The 20314-nt window shown below is 32.2% G+C and carries 19 protein-coding genes, 3 tRNA genes and 1 pseudogene; 10 read left to right on the forward strand and 13 right to left on the reverse strand.

All coding sequences use genetic code 11. The features are described from left to right. Nucleotides 1–26 precede the first annotated feature (26 nt). On the reverse strand, nt 27–2549 hold the full coding sequence (locus ACFPTQ_RS09700) for a glycosyl hydrolase family 95 catalytic domain-containing protein (protein ID WP_379776907.1): 2523 nt from the start codon (nt 2547–2549) through the stop codon (nt 27–29). A gap of 218 nt (nt 2550–2767) precedes the next feature. Here ACFPTQ_RS09700 and pyrR point away from each other — a divergent pair, with 218 nt between their 5' ends. From pyrR to ACFPTQ_RS09730, 6 genes are all read left to right on the forward strand, one after another. Next, on the forward strand, nt 2768–3307 hold the full coding sequence (gene pyrR / locus ACFPTQ_RS09705) for a bifunctional pyr operon transcriptional regulator/uracil phosphoribosyltransferase PyrR (RefSeq protein ID WP_379776911.1): 540 nt from the start codon (nt 2768–2770) through the stop codon (nt 3305–3307). Nucleotides 3308–3358: 51 nt separating this feature from the next. Continuing rightward, nucleotides 3359–4285 (forward strand): aspartate carbamoyltransferase catalytic subunit, encoded by a 927-nt coding sequence (locus ACFPTQ_RS09710; protein WP_278035680.1) that lies wholly within the window; start codon nt 3359–3361, stop codon nt 4283–4285. A gap of 145 nt (nt 4286–4430) precedes the next feature. After that, a complete protein-coding gene (locus ACFPTQ_RS09715; RefSeq protein ID WP_379776914.1) occupies nt 4431–4766 on the forward strand; it encodes a ribonuclease Z in 336 nt (111 codons plus the stop codon). An 88-nt stretch (nt 4767–4854) separates the two neighbouring features. Beyond that, nucleotides 4855–5760: a ribonuclease Z gene (locus ACFPTQ_RS09720; protein ID WP_379776917.1), complete on the forward strand. Its 906-nt coding sequence runs from the start codon at nt 4855–4857 to the stop codon at nt 5758–5760. A 29-nt stretch (nt 5761–5789) separates the two neighbouring features. After that, the gene (gene pdxH / locus ACFPTQ_RS09725) at nt 5790–6434 is read left to right on the forward strand and encodes a pyridoxamine 5'-phosphate oxidase (RefSeq protein ID WP_379776919.1); all 645 of its coding nucleotides are present in this window, start codon (nt 5790–5792) and stop codon (nt 6432–6434) included. A 160-nt stretch (nt 6435–6594) separates the two neighbouring features. Then, complete coding sequence (locus tag ACFPTQ_RS09730; protein WP_379776922.1) at nt 6595–7098, forward strand: CAP domain-containing protein; 504 nt, start codon at nt 6595–6597, stop codon at nt 7096–7098. Nucleotides 7099–7272: 174 nt separating this feature from the next. Here ACFPTQ_RS09730 and ACFPTQ_RS09735 read toward each other — a convergent pair whose 3' ends face one another. Continuing rightward, nucleotides 7273–9060 (reverse strand): ABC transporter ATP-binding protein, encoded by a 1788-nt coding sequence (locus ACFPTQ_RS09735; protein WP_379776924.1) that lies wholly within the window; start codon nt 9058–9060, stop codon nt 7273–7275. A 212-nt stretch (nt 9061–9272) separates the two neighbouring features. Between ACFPTQ_RS09735 and ACFPTQ_RS09740 the strand changes: the two genes are divergently transcribed. Then, nucleotides 9273–9350: transfer RNA gene (locus ACFPTQ_RS09740), tRNA-Val, on the forward strand. A 128-nt stretch (nt 9351–9478) separates the two neighbouring features. Further along, nucleotides 9479–10486, forward strand: a complete 1008-nt coding sequence (locus ACFPTQ_RS09745) for an LLM class flavin-dependent oxidoreductase (protein ID WP_379776926.1) — start codon at nt 9479–9481, stop codon at nt 10484–10486. Nucleotide 10487: 1 nt separating this feature from the next. Here ACFPTQ_RS09745 and ACFPTQ_RS09750 read toward each other — a convergent pair whose 3' ends face one another. From ACFPTQ_RS09750 to ACFPTQ_RS09795, 10 genes and pseudogenes are all read right to left on the reverse strand, one after another. Then, a complete protein-coding gene (locus ACFPTQ_RS09750; protein ID WP_379776929.1) occupies nt 10488–11420 on the reverse strand; it encodes a transglutaminase in 933 nt (310 codons plus the stop codon). Between the two features lie 20 nt (nt 11421–11440). Next, nucleotides 11441–12292: a substrate-binding domain-containing protein gene (locus tag ACFPTQ_RS09755; protein ID WP_379776932.1), complete on the reverse strand. Its 852-nt coding sequence runs from the start codon at nt 12290–12292 to the stop codon at nt 11441–11443. Between the two features lie 82 nt (nt 12293–12374). Then, the gene (locus ACFPTQ_RS09760; RefSeq protein WP_379776935.1) at nt 12375–13238 is read right to left on the reverse strand and encodes a nucleoside phosphorylase; all 864 of its coding nucleotides are present in this window, start codon (nt 13236–13238) and stop codon (nt 12375–12377) included. A 110-nt stretch (nt 13239–13348) separates the two neighbouring features. After that, nucleotides 13349–13681, reverse strand: coding sequence for a translation initiation factor (locus tag ACFPTQ_RS09765; protein WP_379776938.1), 333 nt, complete (start codon nt 13679–13681; stop codon nt 13349–13351). 55 nt (nt 13682–13736) lie between these two features. Further along, a complete protein-coding gene (locus tag ACFPTQ_RS09770) occupies nt 13737–14120 on the reverse strand; it encodes a GxxExxY protein (RefSeq protein WP_379776941.1) in 384 nt (127 codons plus the stop codon). Nucleotides 14121–14187: 67 nt separating this feature from the next. Further along, nucleotides 14188–15138: an isopenicillin N synthase family dioxygenase gene (locus ACFPTQ_RS09775; RefSeq protein ID WP_379776943.1), complete on the reverse strand. Its 951-nt coding sequence runs from the start codon at nt 15136–15138 to the stop codon at nt 14188–14190. Between the two features lie 147 nt (nt 15139–15285). Beyond that, nucleotides 15286–15366, reverse strand: a tRNA-Tyr gene (locus ACFPTQ_RS09780). A gap of 131 nt (nt 15367–15497) precedes the next feature. Further along, nucleotides 15498–15581 (reverse strand) — tRNA-Tyr (locus ACFPTQ_RS09785). A 176-nt stretch (nt 15582–15757) separates the two neighbouring features. Beyond that, nucleotides 15758–16144 (reverse strand): annotated as a pseudogene (locus ACFPTQ_RS09790) (TlpA family protein disulfide reductase); the annotation flags it as partial. Nucleotides 16145–16162: 18 nt separating this feature from the next. Continuing rightward, entirely contained in the window at nt 16163–16930 is a 768-nt protein-coding gene (locus ACFPTQ_RS09795; protein WP_379776946.1) for a DUF4369 domain-containing protein, read from the reverse strand. A 213-nt stretch (nt 16931–17143) separates the two neighbouring features. On the opposite strand from ACFPTQ_RS09795, the gene ACFPTQ_RS09800 reads away from it, so the two are divergent. Further along, the gene (locus tag ACFPTQ_RS09800) at nt 17144–17377 is read left to right on the forward strand and encodes a hypothetical protein (protein ID WP_278035667.1); all 234 of its coding nucleotides are present in this window, start codon (nt 17144–17146) and stop codon (nt 17375–17377) included. 27 nt (nt 17378–17404) lie between these two features. Here the strand turns inward: ACFPTQ_RS09800 and ACFPTQ_RS09805 are convergent, their stop codons facing one another. Continuing rightward, nucleotides 17405–18949: a hypothetical protein gene (locus ACFPTQ_RS09805; protein ID WP_379776948.1), complete on the reverse strand. Its 1545-nt coding sequence runs from the start codon at nt 18947–18949 to the stop codon at nt 17405–17407. Between the two features lie 154 nt (nt 18950–19103). Between ACFPTQ_RS09805 and ACFPTQ_RS09810 the strand changes: the two genes are divergently transcribed. After that, nucleotides 19104–20279 (forward strand): 2-isopropylmalate synthase, encoded by a 1176-nt coding sequence (locus ACFPTQ_RS09810; protein ID WP_379776951.1) that lies wholly within the window; start codon nt 19104–19106, stop codon nt 20277–20279. The last annotated feature ends 35 nt before the right edge of the window (nt 20280–20314 follow it).

Below are 20314 nucleotides of genomic sequence, written 5' to 3' on the forward strand. Positions count from 1 at the left end.
GCCTTTTTTGTTTGGGTTTTATTGACTTATTTTCTAACTAATTGATAGCTTGTACCTTTAGTTGTTGGAAAAATGATTTGGTAACCTTTATCTGTTTTTTGAGAAGTAATGTATGTGTTTTCTAATTTTAAAGGAACATTAGAAACCAGTATACATTCGGCACCGTTTAATGATTTTACAGCAACGGTTTGTAATTCTTGATTGTTCCAGTTCATGCTAATTTCAAATCCACCTCTTGCCACAAGTCCTTTAACTTGGCCTTCTTTCCAAGCTTTAGGTAAGGCTGGTAACAATTGGATATAACCATTGTAACTTTGTAATAACATTTCGGCCATACCTGCAGTTCCAGCAAAGTTTCCGTCAATTTGGAAAGGCGGATGTGCATCAAAAAAGTTAGGATAGGTTCCTCCAACTCCCGAATTACGAGCTAAAGGGTCTACATAGTTTAATAATTGTCTTATCAAATTATAGGCATGATCACCGTCTTGTAAACGAGCCCACCAGTTAATTTTCCATCCTTTACTCCAACCCGTACCTTCGTCGCCACGTATTTCTAAGGTTTTTTTGGAAGCATCTAAAAATTTAGTATTCGATGGTGTAATTTCTCTTCCTGGATACAATCCGAATAAGTGTGATACATGTCGGTGGTGAATATCGGTTTCTTCAAAATCTTTATACCATTCCATCAAAGCACCATTTTTACCAATTTGTAATGGGTATAATTTGCTTTGTTTGGCAATTAAAATAGCTCTAAATTCTTTATCAATATCTAAAATTTCAGAGGCTTCAATAAGGTTACGGAATAAGTCTCTAATAATAGACATGTCCATAGTTGTGGCAACAGAAACAGCTTGTTCATTACCATTTTTGTCTTTAAATTTATTTTCAGGAGTAGTTGATGGGGCAGTAACTAAATATCCATTTGCATCTTCTACTAACCAATCTAGCGTAAAGATAGCGGCTTCTTTCATAACGGGATAGGCTTTTTCGGCTAGGAATTTTTTATCCCCTGTAAATTGATAGTGTTCAAACAAGTGTTGCGATAACCAGTTTCCACCCATCCACCAGTTTGCCCAAACTGGATCGCCATCGCCACGGTCACCTACAGGATTACTTAATCCCCAAATATCAGAGTTGTGGTGAACAACCCAACCTTTAGCGCCGTAAAATTCACGAGCCGTAACCGCTCCTGTTTTGGCTGCATCTTGAATCCAATCTAAAAAAGGTTGGTGCATTTCAGAAAGATTTGTTACCTCTGCTGGCCAGTAATTCATCTGAGCATTGATGTTTGTTGTATAGTTAGAACTCCAAGGAGCACGAAGTTCTTTATTCCAAATACCCTGTAAATTAGCTGGTGGTCCTCCAGGGCGTGAAGAAGAAATTAATAGATACCTCCCAAATTGGAAATATAAAGTTTCTAATCCCGGATCATAGGCTCCATTTGAATACTCTTTCAAGCGTTCATTCGATGGAATTGTTTTTTGTTTGTTAGCTTTTAAAGTATCTTTTACTGTAAATGTTACTCTGTTAAAATACTTTTTAAAATCGGTTATGTGCTTTTTAAACAAATCACTATAGTTCTGTTTAGCCGCTTTTTGGATTAAATCAGTAGCTATTTTATTTTCATCTTTCCCATCTTTATCAGGACATTTATCAAATCCGTTGAAGCTAGTCGCCGCAGCTACATATAATGTTACTTCTGTCGCATTTTGAACATTGATTGCTGCATTAGCAACGGTAACTTTACCATCTTTAGCCGAAGCTTTTATACGGTATTGAAAACGCATACCATCGCATCCAGTTGGATCTTCGTAAACAATTGGATTTCTTCCTCCTCCAGGATTATAGTAAGAAGGGTCAGCGTTTGCAGGAGCTTTTCCGTTAATAACAAGTTCATTGTTTCCTATTGTTTTAGGAGTGAATCGTAACTGGCTTGAGCTAGAAACAGTAAAATTTAAAGCTCCTTTTTTAGTTGCCGAAATACGAATTAATAAGATATTATCTGGCGCAGAAGTAAAAATTTCTCTTTTATAAGTAATTCCATTGATCGTAAATGTAGTGGTCGCCACAGCTTTTGAAATATCTAAATCTCTATAATACGAAGTTGGCTTTGCGTTATTGAAATTTTGCTTAATATGAATATCCCCTAAAGGCAAATACGATTGTGAGTAGAAACCTTGCATGTTTTTAGTAAGTAGGTTTGCCTTAGTATAATCTTCTTCTTTTAAGAGAGCTTCTCTAATTTTAGGTAAATAGGTTTTGGATTCTGGATTTACGTTGGTTTTTACGGGACCACCGCTCCAAAGCGTACTTTCATTAATTTGCAATAATTCGTCTTCAATACCACCAAAAATCATAGCACCTATTTTACCGTTTCCTACGGGTAAAGCTTCGACCCATTTTTCAGAAGGCTTGTTGTACCATAGTTTTAAATCTTGCTGATTTGATTGGGGATTTTGTGCATTAGCATTAGCGCTAAACAAAGTGTTTAAACCTATAAACGCAACAATTTTGAGGTGGTTTAAGTGTGTTTGTTTAAAAAATAACATAAATGTAGAATTTTTTTAATATTTCCCCGAAGTTATAATTTTTACTGGGATTTTTTATAAATCAATTGTAACAAAACAGATATAATTGTTATAATTAACAATATTTAATGTAGTTATTTAAGGAAGCTGAAAAAAGAAAACTTTTGTGTAATATAATTATCATAAGAATTGATAGATTTGAATTTGTATATTTGCACAACCCAATATAACTCTTTATTATGACTCAAAAAGTTTTGCTTAATTCCAAAGAAGTCGATATTATTTTACATCGTTTAGCTTGTCAGCTAATTGAAAAACATCTCGATTTTAAGGATACTATTTTGATTGGAATTCAACCAAGAGGAACATTTTTAGCAGAACGTCTTAAAGAAGTATTAGAAAAAGATTATCAAACTCCTGAAATTCAATTAGGATACTTAGATATTACTTTTTTTAGAGATGATTTCAGAAGAACCGAAAAACCTCTTGAAGCCAACAAAACAAAAATTAATTTTATCGTCGAAAATAAGAAAGTAATTTTTATCGACGATGTTTTGTACACTGGAAGAAGCATAAGAGCAGCATTAACAGCGGTGCAGTCATTTGGTCGTCCATCAGAAATTGAATTATTGGTTTTAATTGATCGACGTTTTAGTCGAAATTTGCCTATCCAGCCTGATTATCGAGGAAGACAGGTAGATGCTATTAATAATGAAAAGGTAAAGGTAAGTTGGAAAGAAAATGATGGTGAAGATGCCGTTTATGTAGTAACTAATTAACACTGTCTTATTTAAAATTCCATCTTTATAAAATAATAATCGTAGAAAAAAATGAAAGAATTAAGCGTAAATCATTTATTAGGTATCAAATACATTAACAAAAATGATATAGACCTTATATTTGAAACGGCCGATCATTTTAAAGAAGTCATTAATCGTCCAATTAAGAAAGTGCCTTCGTTACGAGATATTACCATTGCTAATATATTTTTTGAAAATAGTACCCGAACCAAACTTTCTTTCGAATTAGCTCAAAAACGACTTTCAGCAGATGTAATTAGTTTTTCGGCAGCTCAGTCTTCTGTAAAAAAAGGAGAAACGCTTATCGACACTGTAAATAATATCCTTTCGATGAAGGTAGATATGGTAGTTATGCGTCATGCTAATCCTGGAGCGGCACACTTTTTATCCCAAAATGTAAAAGCAAGTATTGTAAATGCTGGAGATGGAGCCCATGAACATCCTACACAAGCCTTATTAGATAGTTATTCGATTAGAGAAAAATTAGGAGATGTAGCAGGAAAAAAAGTAGTGATTGTAGGTGATATTTTGCACTCCAGAGTTGCTCTGTCTAATATTTATGCATTACAAATGCAGGGAGCCGAAGTAAAAGTTTGCGGACCTAAAACTTTAATTCCTAAATATATTGAATCATTAGGTGTAAAAGTAGAATCAAACTTAAGAAACGCTTTAGAGTGGTGTGATGTAGCGAATATGCTTCGTGTTCAAAACGAAAGAATGGATGTGAATTATTTTCCGTCAACTCGTGAATATGCACAACAATATGGTGTTGACAAAACTTTATTAGAATCATTGAATAAAGAAATTGTGATTATGCACCCTGGACCAATTAACAGAGGGGTCGAAATCACATCTGAAGTAGCTGATTCAGGACAATCAGTTATTTTAAATCAAGTGGAAAATGGAGTAGCTATTCGAATGGCAGTTATTTATCTTTTGGCTTCAAAAATTCAATAAATTAAAAAAAACAAAGTAACTTTAGAAGTTGTTTTTGATTAATATTTATTTTTAAAATATTGATTGTAAATGTTTTAATGTAAAATTTTGTTAGACAAAAACAAGCAAGATAAATTTAGTCCGACCAACCATTAATTTAACAGCTATGAAAGTAGATCAAAAAGAACATACAATAACTATCAAGGATACTCAGGGCGATTTTGATTCATTCTTAACAAAGGTTAGTAGTCAATATAAAAGTTTTGAAAATCACAATATAATCATTGATTTATTAAGTTATAAGGAAGAAATAACCGTAAGTAACTTAAAATTGTTTTTACCTTTATCAAAACAACATAAAAAATCAAAAAAATCATTTGTTATTGTTGTTGCTGATTCTGATTATAATGCATTACCAGAAAAATTAACCGTTGTTCCTTCCTTGTTAGAAGCTCATGATATTATTGAAATGGAAGAAATAGAGCGTGACTTAGGTTTTTAAATAGTTTAATTGTTTATTCGTTTAAAGTTTAATCGAATGATTTTCTATTTTACGATTAAACAAATATAACCAGTTAACTAAATACACTTTGAAATTAACAATACTTGGCTGTTATGCAGCAACCCCTCGTACTTTTACTAATCCAACGGCGCAGGTTTTAGAAATCAAAAACCGTTTATTTCTTATCGATTGTGGTGAGGGAACTCAAGTACAACTTCGCAAAAACAAAATTAAATTTTCTAAAATTAACCATGTTTTTATTTCGCATTTGCATGGTGATCATTTTTTTGGATTAATTGGTTTAATTTCTACCTTTTCGTTGCTCAACCGAAACAATGATTTGCATATTTATGGTCCAAAAGGAATTAAGGAAATCATCAAGCTTCAATTACGTCTCTCTAATTCCTGGCCTAACTTCAATTTGCATTTTAACGAATTAAAAAATACCAATAGCGAAATTATTTTTGAAGACGAAAAAGTGTCTGTGAAAACCATTCCCTTGCAACACCGCATTTATACTAATGGTTTTTTATTTCAAGAAAAGCTTGACGAACGAAAATTAAATATTGAAGCTGTTGAACATTATCAAATCGAAAAGTGTTATTATCAGAACATTAAGAATGGTAAAGATATTCTATTGGATGACGGTAGGCTTATTGCCAATTCTGAATTGACTTTCGATCCCCTAAAACCTAAAAGCTATGCTTTTTGTTCGGATAGTTGTTATTTTGAACCAATTATTCCTATTATCAGTAATGTTGATGTTTTGTATCATGAAGCTACTTTTTTACAATCAGAAGAAAATTTAGCTTCCAAAACCATGCATTCAACAGCCATTGAAGCGGCAACTATTGCAGCAAAAGCCCAAGTTAGTCAACTCATTTTAGGGCATTATTCAACACGATACGATTCGATAGATTTATTTAAAGAAGAAGCCGAAACTGTTTTTCCAAATGTTTTATTAGCAGAAGATGGCAAAACTTTTGATTTATAACATGAATACTATTAATTAAACACATAAACATGGAAGATTTAAGTAATTACAGAAGATCATATGAAAAAAGTGAATTATTAGAATCTAATGTTCCTGAGGATCCTATTAATCTTTTTCATCGTTGGTTTCATGAGGTGGAAGATTTTGGCGGTTCAGAAGAAGTGAATGCCATGACTGTTTCCACAATGGGTATTGATAGATTTCCAAAAGCCCGAGTGGTACTTCTAAAAAAATACAACGAAGAAGGTTTTATTTTTTACACCAATTATCATTCGGAGAAGGGGAGAGCTATCGCAAATAATCCAAATGTTTGTCTCTCTTTTTTTTGGCATACTGCCGAACGTCAAGTCATTATTAAAGGAATAGCTGAAAAAGTTCCCGAAACAGTTTCGGATAATTATTTCGATTCCAGACCTGATGGCAGTAAGTTAGGTGCTGTTGTTTCTAATCAAAGTGAGGTTATTCCATCGCGTGAATTTTTAGAAGAAAATTTAAAATCCTTAGAACGCAATTTCGAAAATAAATCTATTCCTCGTCCTAGTCATTGGGGAGGTTATTTAGTGCGTCCAGTTCAAGTTGAATTTTGGCAAGGAAGAGCCAATCGTTTGCATGATAGAATTCGTTATTCGCTTCAAGAAGATTACACTTGGAAGAGAGAACGTTTAGCTCCTTGATGTAAGATAATACTTTTTCATAAGCCAAAAAGGTGTATTTCGTCGATTTTTTTTGTAGTTTAACGATAAAACGTTGTATGTTTGAATCAGAAATAAGAACAATAACTAATCATTTAAAGAGTTTGCCCCACAATCTACTTTAAACTTAAACTACTAGCTTATGAAAAGAAATTTACACACGTTAATAATATTTTTTGCAGTATTATTTACAATGAATTCATGTTCATCAGACACAACAGTAGAAACTGCTGATTCAACAACATCGTTGCTAGTAGAAAATTATACTTATTCTGAATTAGAATTAGAAACATTAGATTTAATCAATAAGCATAGAGTAAGTGTTGGATTGAAAGCTTTGGAAAAAATCAATCATATTTCTTCTAAATCTGAAGAGCATGATTTTTACATGATTGAAAAGAAAGCGGCTAGTCATGACGGTTTTGTGGAAAGAGCAAATAATATTAAAAAAGTATTAGGAGCAAAATCAGTAGGAGAGAATATTGCTTACAATTATAAAAGTGCCTTAGCAGCAGTAACGGCTTGGTTAAATAGTCCTACGCACAAAGAAAATATAGAAGGTGATTTTACTCATTTTGGAATTGCAATACGAGAAGACGCCACAACAGGAAAAAAATACTACACAAACATTTTTGTGAAAATATAAAGTAAGGTTGGAATTGGTTTTTAATTAAGTACGATATTTTGCCCCAAATCTATCAACTTAATATCAAAAAAAAAGAGTTTATAATCCCCCAATTATAAACTCTTTTTTTTATTTTATATGATTATTCAGTTTTCTCCAAAAATTAGATTTTTAGAATAATCTATTAATCATTTTTTAGGAATTACTAAACTGCAAATTGCTAAGGTTTTTATAGATACCGTTTTCTAAAGTAATCAGTTCTTGATGAGTTCCTTGTTCGCTAATTACCCCATTATCAATAACTAATATTTGGTCAGCTGAACGAATAGTTGAAAGTCGGTGCGCGATAATAATACTCGTTCTTCCTTCCATTAAAACCTCTAATGCTTCCTGAACTAACTTTTCGCTTTCACTATCTAATGACGATGTAGCTTCGTCTAAAATTAGGATACTTGGGTTTTTCAATAATGCACGAGCAATTGCAATTCGTTGCCTTTGACCACCTGAAAGTTTAATTCCTCGTTCTCCAACAATGGTTTCCATTTTTTCAGGAAAACTTTCTATGAAACTCAAAGCGTTTGCTTGTTTTGCTGCCAAAGTGATTTCTTCATCGGTAGCATTAGGTTTTCCGTAAGCAATGTTTTCTTTGATGGTTCCTCCAAATAAAATTACATCTTGAGGAACAATACTCATGTTGCCCCGTAAATTTTCTAAATCGTAATCATAAATATTTTTACTATCAATCATTATTGAGCCTTTATCAATATCATAAAAACGCAATAACAAGGAAGCAATCGTTGATTTTCCAACACCACTAGGTCCTACAATGGCGATTTTTTGACCATAGTTAGCTGTGAAGTTTACATCTTTCAATACTTGAATTTCTTTTCGAGATGGATAGCTGAAAGCAACGTTTTCAAATGTCACATTTCCTTTAATTTTTTCAATGTTAGGGATATGCGCTTCAGCATTGATTTTCTCTGGAGTTTCATCTAATAATTCAAAAACACGTTCGGTAGCGCCAATTGCTTTTTGAACCTGAGCGTACAGTTCGGCAATTCCACCTGAAGAGGCTCCTACATAGCTAGAATATAAGATAAAAGTAAATAATTCTCCAACGGTGATTTCACCAGCAATACTCAACTGAACACCATACCAAACTACCGCTACGATGGTTCCAAACAAACAGATGATGATAAAAGAAGCAAAATAACCTCTTAATTGACCACCCTTAATAGCTACTTTTACTACTTCTTTGATCTTACTTTTGTATCGTGCAATTTCGTACCATTCATTAGCAAAAGCTTTTACAATGCTAATTCCCTGCATCGTTTCTTCGACTACAACTTGACTTTCAGCAACCTGATCTTGTACTTTTTTGGAGTATTTTCGAATAAAACGCCCAAAAAGTACCGCAGCAACTCCTACCAGAGGAACAATAGAAACCATCATTATTGTTAATTTGATATTGATGCTTGCCAACATTACAAAACTTCCGATGATTAAGATAAACTGACGAAGAAATTCGGCTATGGTGGTAGTTAAAGTGTCTTGAATTTGTGTAATGTCATTACTAATTCTGCTGTTTAGTTCTCCTACACGTTTTTGAGAGAAAAACGTCATTGGTAATTTTACCAAGTTGGTGTATAATGCTAAGCGCACATTAGCCAAAGTGTTTTCGGTAAAATTGACAAACAATGACAATCTGAAAAATGAAAAAACCGATTGTAGAATTAAAACTAATCCTAATCCTAAAGCAATTTGGTTAGCTAATCCTGCGTCTTTTTTATTGACACAATCAACTAACATACCCATGAATTTAGGAAAAGCTAAGGCTGTTACACTGGTTAGTAATAAAAAAAGCAAACCAACATAAAATTTCCAACTATTGTTGCCTGCGTATTTAAAGATAATTTTTGCTTTACTTAGTGAGCTTGCAGTTATTTTTGATTTGGGTAAATCGTTTTCTTTATATCTTCCCATCTGTATTTTTAAATTAGAACACAAATGAACTACTATACGAGAGTGTTTACAAAAAAAAAAATGAAGCCTGTAAAAATGGCTAATGCGTTGTTTTTGAATACTCCACAAAAAGCACTAAAAATTTTATTGATTTATTTTGATTTTTTGCTTGCAAATATAAAATCTAGCTGTATATTTGCACTCGCAATCAGCAATGATAGCAAAACAAAATAGGGCGATTAGCTCAGCTGGTTCAGAGCACCTCGTTTACACCGAGGGGGTCGGGGGTTCGAACCCCTCATCGCCCACCAAGAAACTCCTTAAGCAATTAAGGAGTTTTTTTTTTATGCTTTACTTTTAACTTTCTATTAGTATTTTATTGTATTGATCCCTTTTTTACAAAGTGTATTTTTGTGGCTTCAAATTAGTAGCAAACTTCATGGCAACAAAAACACTTTCACAAATTAAAATTTCAGTTCTTGACTTAGCAATTGTAAGAGATGGAGGGAATCCAGCGGATACTTTCAAGAACAGTTTAGATTTAGCACAAAATGCAGAGAAGTGGGGTTATAATCGATTCTGGTTAGCTGAACATCATAATATGCAAGGGGTTGCCAGTAGTTCTACGGTTGTTCTTATTGGGCATATTGCTGCAGGAACATCTACTTTAAGAGTAGGTTCAGGAGGGATTATGCTTCCTAATCATGCTCCTTTGGTTGTTGCAGAGCAATTTGGAACATTAGCTACGTTGTTTCCTAATCGAATCGATTTAGGATTAGGAAGAGCGCCAGGAACCGATCAATTTACGGCTGCGGCTTTAAAAAGAGATGAGCATGCGGTAATGGAATTTCCTGCTAATGTTCAGGAATTACAAATGTATCTCTCTGAAGGCAATAAAAATGGTCGCGTACGTGCCATTCCTGGTGAAGGTTTAGATATTCCTATTTGGATTCTGGGTTCCAGTACAGATAGTGCTTACTTAGCAGCTTCAATGGGATTACCTTATGCTTTTGCTAGTCATTTTGCACCTGCACAATTGTATAAAGCTTTGACTATTTATAGTAATAATTTCAAACCTTCTGAATATTTAAAAGAGCCCTATACAATTGCTTGTGTTAACGTAATTGCTGCCGATACTGATTATGAAGCTCAAAGGTTAGCTACTTCATTTAAAAGATTGTTTTGGGGTATTATTACAGGAAAAAGAGAGCAATTGAAAGCGCCTGTAAAACCTGAAGATGATTTTAGAAACCCTTTGGAAGAGGCCGCTTTACAGCAAATGACTCAATATACATTTATTGGTAGTCCTGAAAAAATAGAAAAGGATTTGAATCAATTTATTGAATTTACACAAATTGATGAGTTAATGGTTGCTTCTGCCGTTTACGAACATACGGCTCGAATCCATTGTTACGAAATTCTAGGTGAATTAAATAGAAAGAGCTAAATTAATTCAAAGTTAAAGCACCCAGAATTTCTTCAGACATAAATGGTCCGCCGGGATATTTCGCTGTATAATCCAGATTAAGCCAAATTTGATTGCGTTCATCAATATGATAATGCAATTGTTTACCATAGCTTTCTTTAGCAAAAAGCTTATTTTTAATTAAGAAATTGACTGTTTCTAGGTCGTTCATGCTTCCAATTAAAATTTCAGGATAGATATGACCTTTAGTATGGATTAATCTTGGTGTTCCACCAATTGCTCTTACACATGCAGCCATTAAGATAGAATGATCGTCACAATCTCCAGATAAGTAATTTAAAGATTCGCTGGCACTGGCAATATAATCGCCATCTTTAGGGTCGCTCACATAATTCCAACGATTATTAATTTCTTTGAAAACAGCAAAACATTGAATAGCAACCCTGTAATCTGAAAAGCCTTTTACATCTTTAAAATGTTTGTTAACCGCCATAATTGCAAAATTTCGAACCTTAGGGTTTTGATATTCAATTGCATTGAGAATTTGTGACTTATTAGGAAATGGTAATAACTTTGAAATAATAATATCCTGAGGAAAGGGATTGTCAGACATGGTGTAAACCATTGAGTCGTAATCTTCATAGATACTTTGAAAACCATAATTCCCTGATAATGTACCGTAAGTTAAAACAATTAAATACAGCACTATACAAACAATAATTATGGTTCGAAGTAAACGAAGAATGAACTGAACACTAATTAAAATGAATAGAAACAATAAAATACGATCCAGATTAAAAATCCAGTTTAACTCGATTAAATTTTGATGTGCAATGATAAAGGCAGGTATTGTAATCAATACATTTAAGACAAAAATAATTACATCATCCCAAGGCTTCTTGATCTGAAGTTTTTGTTTTATATCTTGAAAAGAAAGATTTCTAAAGTTTATCATGTGGAGCAAAAAAGGTAAAACTAAAGCGTTTTAACTATTTCATCAAAAGTACCTATTTTATCAATAATTTTAAGTTCTAATAACTGATTTTGAATTTTGTTTAACATTTCTTTACTTAATTGCTGTTGAGACCAATCGGTTAATGAAAGCCATTCTTGAATATCTTCCCTTTTTTGATGGTACTTTTCAGCTAAAACAGCATCAATATCAGGTGTTGATTTGAAAGAAATTGTTTTTTGATTGATAATGTTGAGAATTTGTTTAATGATTTCAGGATTATTTTCTAAGACCTCATTTCTAACCGCAATTACAAAACACGGCCAAGGAGTAGGGCAGTCGGCAATTCTTCTAAAAATTCCCTTGTCAACCAATGGTTTTGTCATAAAACGTTCCCACATAAAATAATCGGCTGTACCCTCTGTCAAAGCAATAACCGCTCCATCAATAGTATTTACAATTTCGAATTGAAGATTATCAGTTTTCCAATTCTGATTGTTAGCATTTACGTAAGCCATTAGCTGCGAACCCGAGCCTAATCGAGAAATAGCGGCTTTGGTATTTTCTAAATCGGCAAGTGTTTTGAATTTTGATTGAGCGCCAACATGAATTCCCCAAATCAAAGGGGAATCAACATAAGCCTGAACTATTTTAGATGGATTTCCTCCCACGATATCTTTTACAATTCCCTCTGAAAGAATTACCGCAATATCGGTATCTCCATTGCGTAACATTTGGCACATTTTTCCAGTTCCCTCTGGAACATCTGTCCATTGTAAATCAATATTTATACTTTCGAATTCTTTATTCTCAATGGCTAAATGCCAAGGTAAATTAAAATGTTCCGGAACTCCAGCTATTTTTATTTGTTTCATGATATCTTTTTTTTAGGAACTCTGATTAGAGAAGTTTAACTAATTAAATTCGTTTAAATCATTGTTCTTTTTGTGATAATTATTAAACTAACTTTTCTAATGTATAACGAATCAGATTATCAATAGTTTCATAAGGTTTGTTGCTAAAAGTACCATTGGCACGATTGGCAATAATCGCATTCAAAGAAATAGCCCGATGGCCTAAAAGCGCTGCCAATCCATAAATAGCTGCTGTTTCCATTTCGAGATTGGTAATTTTGATCCCATCAAACTCAAATTGATCTATTTTTTGGTTCAAATGCGAGTCTTGAATGTCTAATCTCAGAATCCGTCCTTGGGGACCGTAAAAACCACCAGCTGTTGCTGTAAATCCTTTATGTATTTCTGAAGAATCAAATTGATTTTTTAAAATTTCACTAGAACGAATAACATAAGGTTTTCCTTTTTGTACATCCCAATTGGTTTGTTTAATAAAAGCCATTTCTATTTCAGGAATAGAAACCGAATCGATACAGTAGGAGCGAAGCATATTGTCTAAACCAATTGCATATTCACTCATTAAAACGCTATCAACAGGAATATTAGGTTGTAATGACCCTGAAGTTCCAATTCGAATAATAGTTAAAGAGGTTAATTGGTCTTTTATTTTTCGGGTTTCAAAATCAATATTGACTAAGGCATCCAGTTCGTTTAAGACAATATCAATATTATCCGGTCCAATACCCGTAGAAATAACGGTGATTCTTTTTCCTTTATAAATACCAGTTTGGGTTTTAAACTCTCTTTTTTGAGTACTAAATTCAACCGAATCAAATAAGGCAGTTATTTTTTCAACTCGGTCTTGATCACCAACAAATATGATGTCTTTAGCAATATTTTCGGGCTTTAGATTAAGATGGTAAATGCTGCCATCTGGATTTAAAATCAGTTCTGATTCTTGTATCATTTTTTTTTATTTAACCGCAAAGAACACAAAGTTTTTCGCAAAGTTTACAAGTTTTGTTGAGAATTGAAGGCTTCCTTCTGCTTTCTGCCTTATGTCTTCTGAAAACTGATTTATCCTCCTACACGTTTGGTTTTAAAACCTTTTTCTTGTAAAATTTTCATGATTTTATCACGATAATCTCCTTGAATGATAATAGCTCCGTCTTTAAAACTTCCTCCAACACTCAGTTTGGTTTTAATTTCTTTAGCCAATATTTTAAAATCTTCATCATCTCCTTCGTAGCCTTCAATAATTGTTGTAGGTTTTCCTTTTCGCTTTTCAAATTTACAAATCATAGGTTCTTTCTGAACAAATAATTCGTGAATTGTTTCTTTTACTTCCTCTGGTTCGTTGCTTGGAACGTGGTCTGGGAATAAGTTTTTTAATTGTTCTTGTAAGTCCATAATTATTTCTTATTGAACACAGATAACACTGATTAAACTGATATCCGCTGATATTTTATTTTCTATTATTTTGATATATTTTTCTAATAAACTCTGGTTTTTTTCCAAAATTCAAAAGTAGTCCAACCTCGCAATTTGTTGATTTTAGATAATTGATTAATTGAAATTCATTTGCTTCAACCAATGATTCTTGTGCTTTTAACTCTAATATTATTAAATCGTTTACAACTATGTCAGCAAAATATTCGCCTACTTCAATTTGTTTATAGAAAACCTTAATTTTCTTTTGAGCTTCAACTTTAAAACCATTGTTCTTTAGTTCGTAATATAAAGCGTTTTGATATACTTTCTCTAAAAAACCATATCCTAACTCGTTATATACATCATAAAAATGCTTTAAAATGGATTTAGTTAAATCTTGATGCAAAATACTACTCATATTTAATTATTTTAAAATAATTAATCTGTGTTAATCCGTAAAATCAGCTTCATCTGTGTTCTTAGAATTACTTTTTTATTAATCCTAAATCCACTAATCTTTCGTAAAGAAAATCTCCAGCGGTAATGTCTTCAAATTGTTTTGGATTTTCATTATCGATACATTTCTCTAAACAATTCAAAGGCATATCACTTACAGGATGCATAAAAAACGGAATAGAATATCTAGAAGTTCCCCATAATTCCCTTGGAGGATTCACTACTTGATGTATAGTCGATTTTAATTTATTATTAGTGTGTCTGGAAAGCATATCGCCTACGTTGATGACTAATTGATCCTCATCGGCAATGGCATCAATCCATTCTCCATTGTGATTTTGAACCTGTAGTCCTCGACCTTGTGCTCCCATTAAAAGAGTAATTAGGTTAATATCACCATGTGCTGCAGCGCGAATCGCATTTTCAGGTTCTGAAGTAATAGGTGGGTAGTGAATAGGCCTTAAAATAGAATTACCTTCTTTGACATAGTCGTCGAAATAGAATTCGTACAAACCTAAATGTAAAGCTAAAGCTCTTAGAACATAGATTCCTGTTTTCTCTAACATTTGATACGCTTCTTTTCCTACGGAGTTAAAACGAGGTAATTCATTTACAATTACATTTTGAGGATATTCTGAAGCGTATTTTGAGTTTGGTTCTACATATTGCCCAAAATGCCAAAACTCCTTTAAATCGCCTTCTTTACGTCCTTTAGCGTGCTCTTTTCCAAATGAAACATAACCTCTTTGTCCTCCGATGCCTGGAATTTCATAATTTCTTTTAGTTTCTACTGGTAAATTGAAGAAAGCCCTGATTTCGCTATATAATTCTTGAACTAAATTTTGATCTAAAAAATGTCCTTTTAAGGCAACGAAGCCAATATCTTCAAAAGCGCTTCCAATTTCATTAACGAATTTTTCTTTTCGGATAGGATCGTTTGAAAGGAAATCGCTCAAATCAACACTAGGGATGTTTTGCATGGAGTAATTATTTTTAACAGATTTGAAACTGATTTTATCTTTGATTTACAAATGTATTTAATAATTATTTTAATTAGAATTATAAAAACTAAAATTGACGAAAGTTTAGAGCAAAAAAAAACGCTTCAATTGCTTGAAACGTTTTAGTGGGAAGAGCAGGATTCGAACCTGCGAAGGTTTCCCAACGGATTTACAGTCCGTCCTCGTTGGCCGCTTGAGTATCTTCCCGATACCTTGTGGTTAAACACTTATTTTTTGTAAGCGGTTGCAAAGATAGAAACACTTTTGACGTGTGCAAACTATTTTTTAAAGAACTGAATTTATTAATAAAAAAACGCTTCAATTGCTTGAAGCGTTTTTGGTGGGAAGAGCAGGATTCGAACCTGCGAAGGTTTCCCAACGGATTTACAGTCCGTCCTCGTTGGCCGCTTGAGTATCTTCCCCGACCATTGTCTTACTTGTTGTAAGCGGTTGCAAATATAGGAACACTTTTGACGTTTGCAAACATTTTCAGCGCTTAATTTTAAACTTTTTTTAATCTTTTTTTAAAGTGCTGGTCTTTAGTAAAATAAAAAATCTCCGCTAGGGAGATTTTTTATTTCTTTTCTTTAAAAAGAGCTTATTTAGCTAAAAGTTCTTTGATTTTTGCTTTTAATTCTTCACCTCTTAAGTCTCGAGCGATAACTTTTCCAGAGGCATCTAAAATAAAAGTAGCTGGTATTGCATCAACTTTATATTGGGCAGCAATTGGATCTTCCCATCCTTTTAAATTAGATACGTGTGTCCAAGTCAAATTATCTTTTGCAATTGCCTCTTTCCATTTATTTTTATCTTGATCCAATGAAACGCCTATTATATTAAGTCCTTTTGAATGAAACTCTTTATAGATAGCTACTACATTTGGATTTTCTTTTCTGCAAGGTCCACACCAAGAAGCCCAAAAGTCTACAATTGTAACTTTTCCTAGACTTTCTTTTAAAGAAATTACTTTTCCTTCAGGATTAGGTGCAGAAAAATCTGTTCTTCATTTAGCGCTTGGCGCTGCTGGAGCTGCTGGTGCACCAGGGATTCCTGTTTTAGCAGTTGTCAATCTTTCTTTGATTAACTTTCCAGGTTTTGTGTTTTTTAAATCATCTTCAAAACTGTTGTAGATTTTTTCAACTTTTTTAATATCAACAGTTGGATCTCCAAGCATACTTTGAACAATTAAAGCACTGATAAGTGATTTTGGGTGAGTTTCAGAGTAAGAAATGTATTTTTCTTTTGATTTATCACCTACTTCTTGTTGTAATTTTTGGTATTCAGCCATTAAACTATTGATTGTAGCAGTATCTTTAGTTTGTTGTGCTTGATTCATTTTAGGTGTGTTCACTTTTTGGAAATCCATTAATTTCTTTTGAACCACTTTCATTTCTTCGTTAAATTTCACATACTCATCATTGTTATAAGTACCAGAAATCTTAGTGTTTTGAATACTATCTTTGTTGATTTCGATATTGATTTCTCCTGATTCAAGGATAAAAGGGATTGGTTGATTAGCAGCTTCTAATTGAAGTACGTGAAAAGAAGGCTCTGTTACTTTTCCTTTGATTTCAAATTTTCCGTTTTCAACTTTTACAGTATCAAGGTTTATTAAACCACCCATTCCACTTGGGTCTTGTGTTTGAAGAATGATTGTTTTTCCGTTTTCGATTCCATTAGCAGTACCTGTGATAATGTACTCATCTTTACCAACTTTACTACAAGAAACTAGTACAGCAGAGGCAGAAAGAAATAAAAATAATTTTTTCATTATTAATTAGTTAAATTAGTTAAGTCTGCAAAAGTATTTAAATTTATAAAATAGCAATAATTTAAATCGCTAAATTTTTGTTATAATTACTATTATTTATATATAGTTATGAATAAATTTAAGGAATGATTAAATCAATATCAATAGTGTAATTTTCTATTCTTAATTAATAAGTATCTTTGTTCTTATTTCGTTTATAAATAGGATTAGATAATGGGTTTTAAAAGACTGTTAAGTGAAAAAGCATTAATAAAAGATGCTACAATTAATAAGGTTCAATATGATAAGGAGTGGTTTTTTAAACTAGATGATATCGCTTTTTATCTAAAAGAAGATTTATCGGAAGTAGAATTCATTTATCTTCCAATTTTAATTGATGGAGTAGAAGAGTATGTTAAGTGTTGTACTTTTGAAGATATTATGAGAGCGAGAAAGGAATTACTATAAAAAAAAGAGGAACTACTTCCTCTTTTTTTATCTATTATTAAGTCTGGCTTTTTCTCTAATAATATCACTTATTTTGCGATTCTCGATTTTGCTTTCTAACCATGAAATAATGTCAAGGTATAAAAAAGCTCTTTTTTCATAAGTGTTATTTTCTAATTCGATAAAGCGTTCTTTCATCTTGATGAATTCTTTTTTGATGTCATTTGGATAAATAGAATTCAAATTTTTTAAGAAACGAATGATTTCTTTTTGGACTTCATGTAAATCATTCATTTTAATCAAAAACTTATAAGTATTTTTTAATTGTGTTTCTAAATAATAATCTTTTCCTAATTCATAATGAGCAATTAAGCATAAAATACGAGCAAAACACATTAAATCTTCGCGCATGCTTAAATTCTTATTGTTTATTATTTTTTCTAGGTAAAAAATCGATTCGTTGTATTTTTCAATCCCAAAATAGATACTAGCAAACTTGTAGAAGAACAACATTTCATGATGTTCGTCTAGATGTTCATTATGAATTTTTAATTTATTGAGTACTTCTGGGATTAAATACTCACTTTCAGCAAATGAACCTTCCATAATATGGTAGTTCAATTTGTTGTTGTAAACATATAAAAAAGACAAAGAGGCAATGTTATCGTTAGTTGGAAAACGAGAATCGTTAATAGTTTGCTCTAATTTCGCTAAGGAATCTTTAAATTTAGTCTGGTATTTCAGCATATATAAAGATTCTAATAAATAATGATTTCCTTTTAAGAAAAACACGGGATTTAGAAAAATCATATTTGGGTTATCGTAAAAAAGAGTAACCCATTTAGAAGCAAATTTGTAGCTAGCTAAAAAATCTTGAACTAAAAAACTTCTCCAAAGATTAGCATTATAAAACCAATATTTTTCTCGAAATCCAAATTTGCTCTCGTCTAATTTTGATATATGCTTATTGAAATAATCATCAATGTATTTGTATTCTTCATCGCTTTTAACATAACCTGTCTTAAGCATGATTCCATATAATTGGAGTGATAAATTTGATAATTTACTGGAAATTGTATTTTGATAATTAATTTCTTTGGCTTGTACAACCAATTCATCTGCTCTTCCTTGAATGCTTCGCGTGATGTATTGAGATTCAATTAATTTTTCAAATTCAACTATCTCATAGGCCATTAGTTTTTCATCGTTTTCAATTGCTTGAGTTTTAGTTTTATCTAATATTTTCAAGCTTTGCTTATATAAACCTTTGTTGTATAAAATGGTTGCGAAATCTATTTGTTCTCTTAATTGGTAGCGAATATTTTGACTGGGAATATTAAGACGAATACTCACTAAAATCTGCTTGTATAAATAGGATTTTAAGTTCGATAATTGAACTTTTTTTATACTACCACTTTTGAGTATTAATTTTTCATCATAATGATCTGATTTATCTAAGATATTAAATAACTCAATAAATTTTGTATTCGAACTAGTCTCTAAACGACTAGCAAAAATCTTAAATTGTCTTTTTTCAGATTTAGATAAGGACTTTATTAGAACGAATAAAAAATCTTTTTGATGGTTAGCCATTGTAAAATATAAGGATTTAAGTAATTGATTATCAAATGTTTAAATTATCTTTAATAGACTTATAAACAGTATATTCAATTAAAATGAATTTTCTATCCAAAGTAAAGAATATATTTTTGTTATCAAGATGTGAAATTACATTAAATAAATTAAAATGAATAGAGAGAAAGTCCAAATTTTTGATACCACTTTGCGAGACGGGGAACAAGTTCCAGGATGTAAATTAGATACCAAACAAAAACTTGTTATAGCAGAACGCTTAGACAATATGGGGGTTGATATTATTGAAGCGGGTTTTCCTGTTTCAAGTCCTGGTGATTTTTTATCTGTTACTGAAATCAGTAAAATTGTTAAAAATGCATCCGTTTGTGGTCTTACTAGAGCTGTAAAAAATGATATCGATGTTGCTGCTCAAGCATTAAAACATGCTAAAAAACCTCGTATTCATACAGGAATTGGAACTTCTGATTCACATATTATACACAAATTAAATACTACAAGAGAAGATATAATCGCTAGAGCGAAAGCTGCCGTAGCACACGCAAAATCGTACGTAGAGGATGTAGAGTTTTATGCTGAAGATGCGGGTAGAACTGATAATGCTTTTTTGGCACAAGTATGTGAAGAGGTTATTAAATCAGGGGCTACGGTACTTAATATTCCTGATACTACAGGTTATTGCTTGCCATCAGAATATGGTGAGAAAATTAAATACCTTAAAGAAAATGTAAAAGGAATTGAAAATGTTACTATTTCTTGTCACTGTCATAACGATTTAGGAATGGCAACAGCTAACTCAATTGCTGGAGCTATAAATGGCGCGAGACAAATTGAATGTACTATTAATGGTATTGGTGAAAGAGCAGGAAATACAGCACTTGAGGAAGTGGTAATGATTTTCAAGCAACATCCAGATTTGAATTTATATACTGATATTGTTACCAAGCAATTAAACGAAATGAGCCGTTTGGTTTCTGAGAGTATGGGTATGATGGTACAACCTAATAAAGCTATTGTAGGAGCAAATGCTTTTGCTCATAGTTCAGGTATTCATCAAGACGGAGTAATTAAAAACAGAGCAACCTATGAAATCATTGATCCTGCTGATGTAGGTGTTAATGAATCTTCAATTGTACTTACTGCAAGAAGCGGTAGAGCAGCTTTAGCTTATCGTGCAAAAAAAGTAGGCTATGAGTTGACTAAAACGCAATTAGATGTGGTTTATGTAGAGTTTTTAAAATTCGCTGATGTTAAGAAAGAAATTTTAGATGACGACATCCATTTAATTATTGCAGCTTCTAAAATTGAAGGAGATTTAATTAAACGATAATAGCTCAAACATCCTAAGTAAATGGTTAATTTTAC

The sequence above is a fragment of the Flavobacterium sp. GCM10022190 genome (assembly GCF_042656445.1).
Classification (GTDB): Bacteria; Bacteroidota; Bacteroidia; order Flavobacteriales; family Flavobacteriaceae; genus Flavobacterium; species Flavobacterium nitratireducens.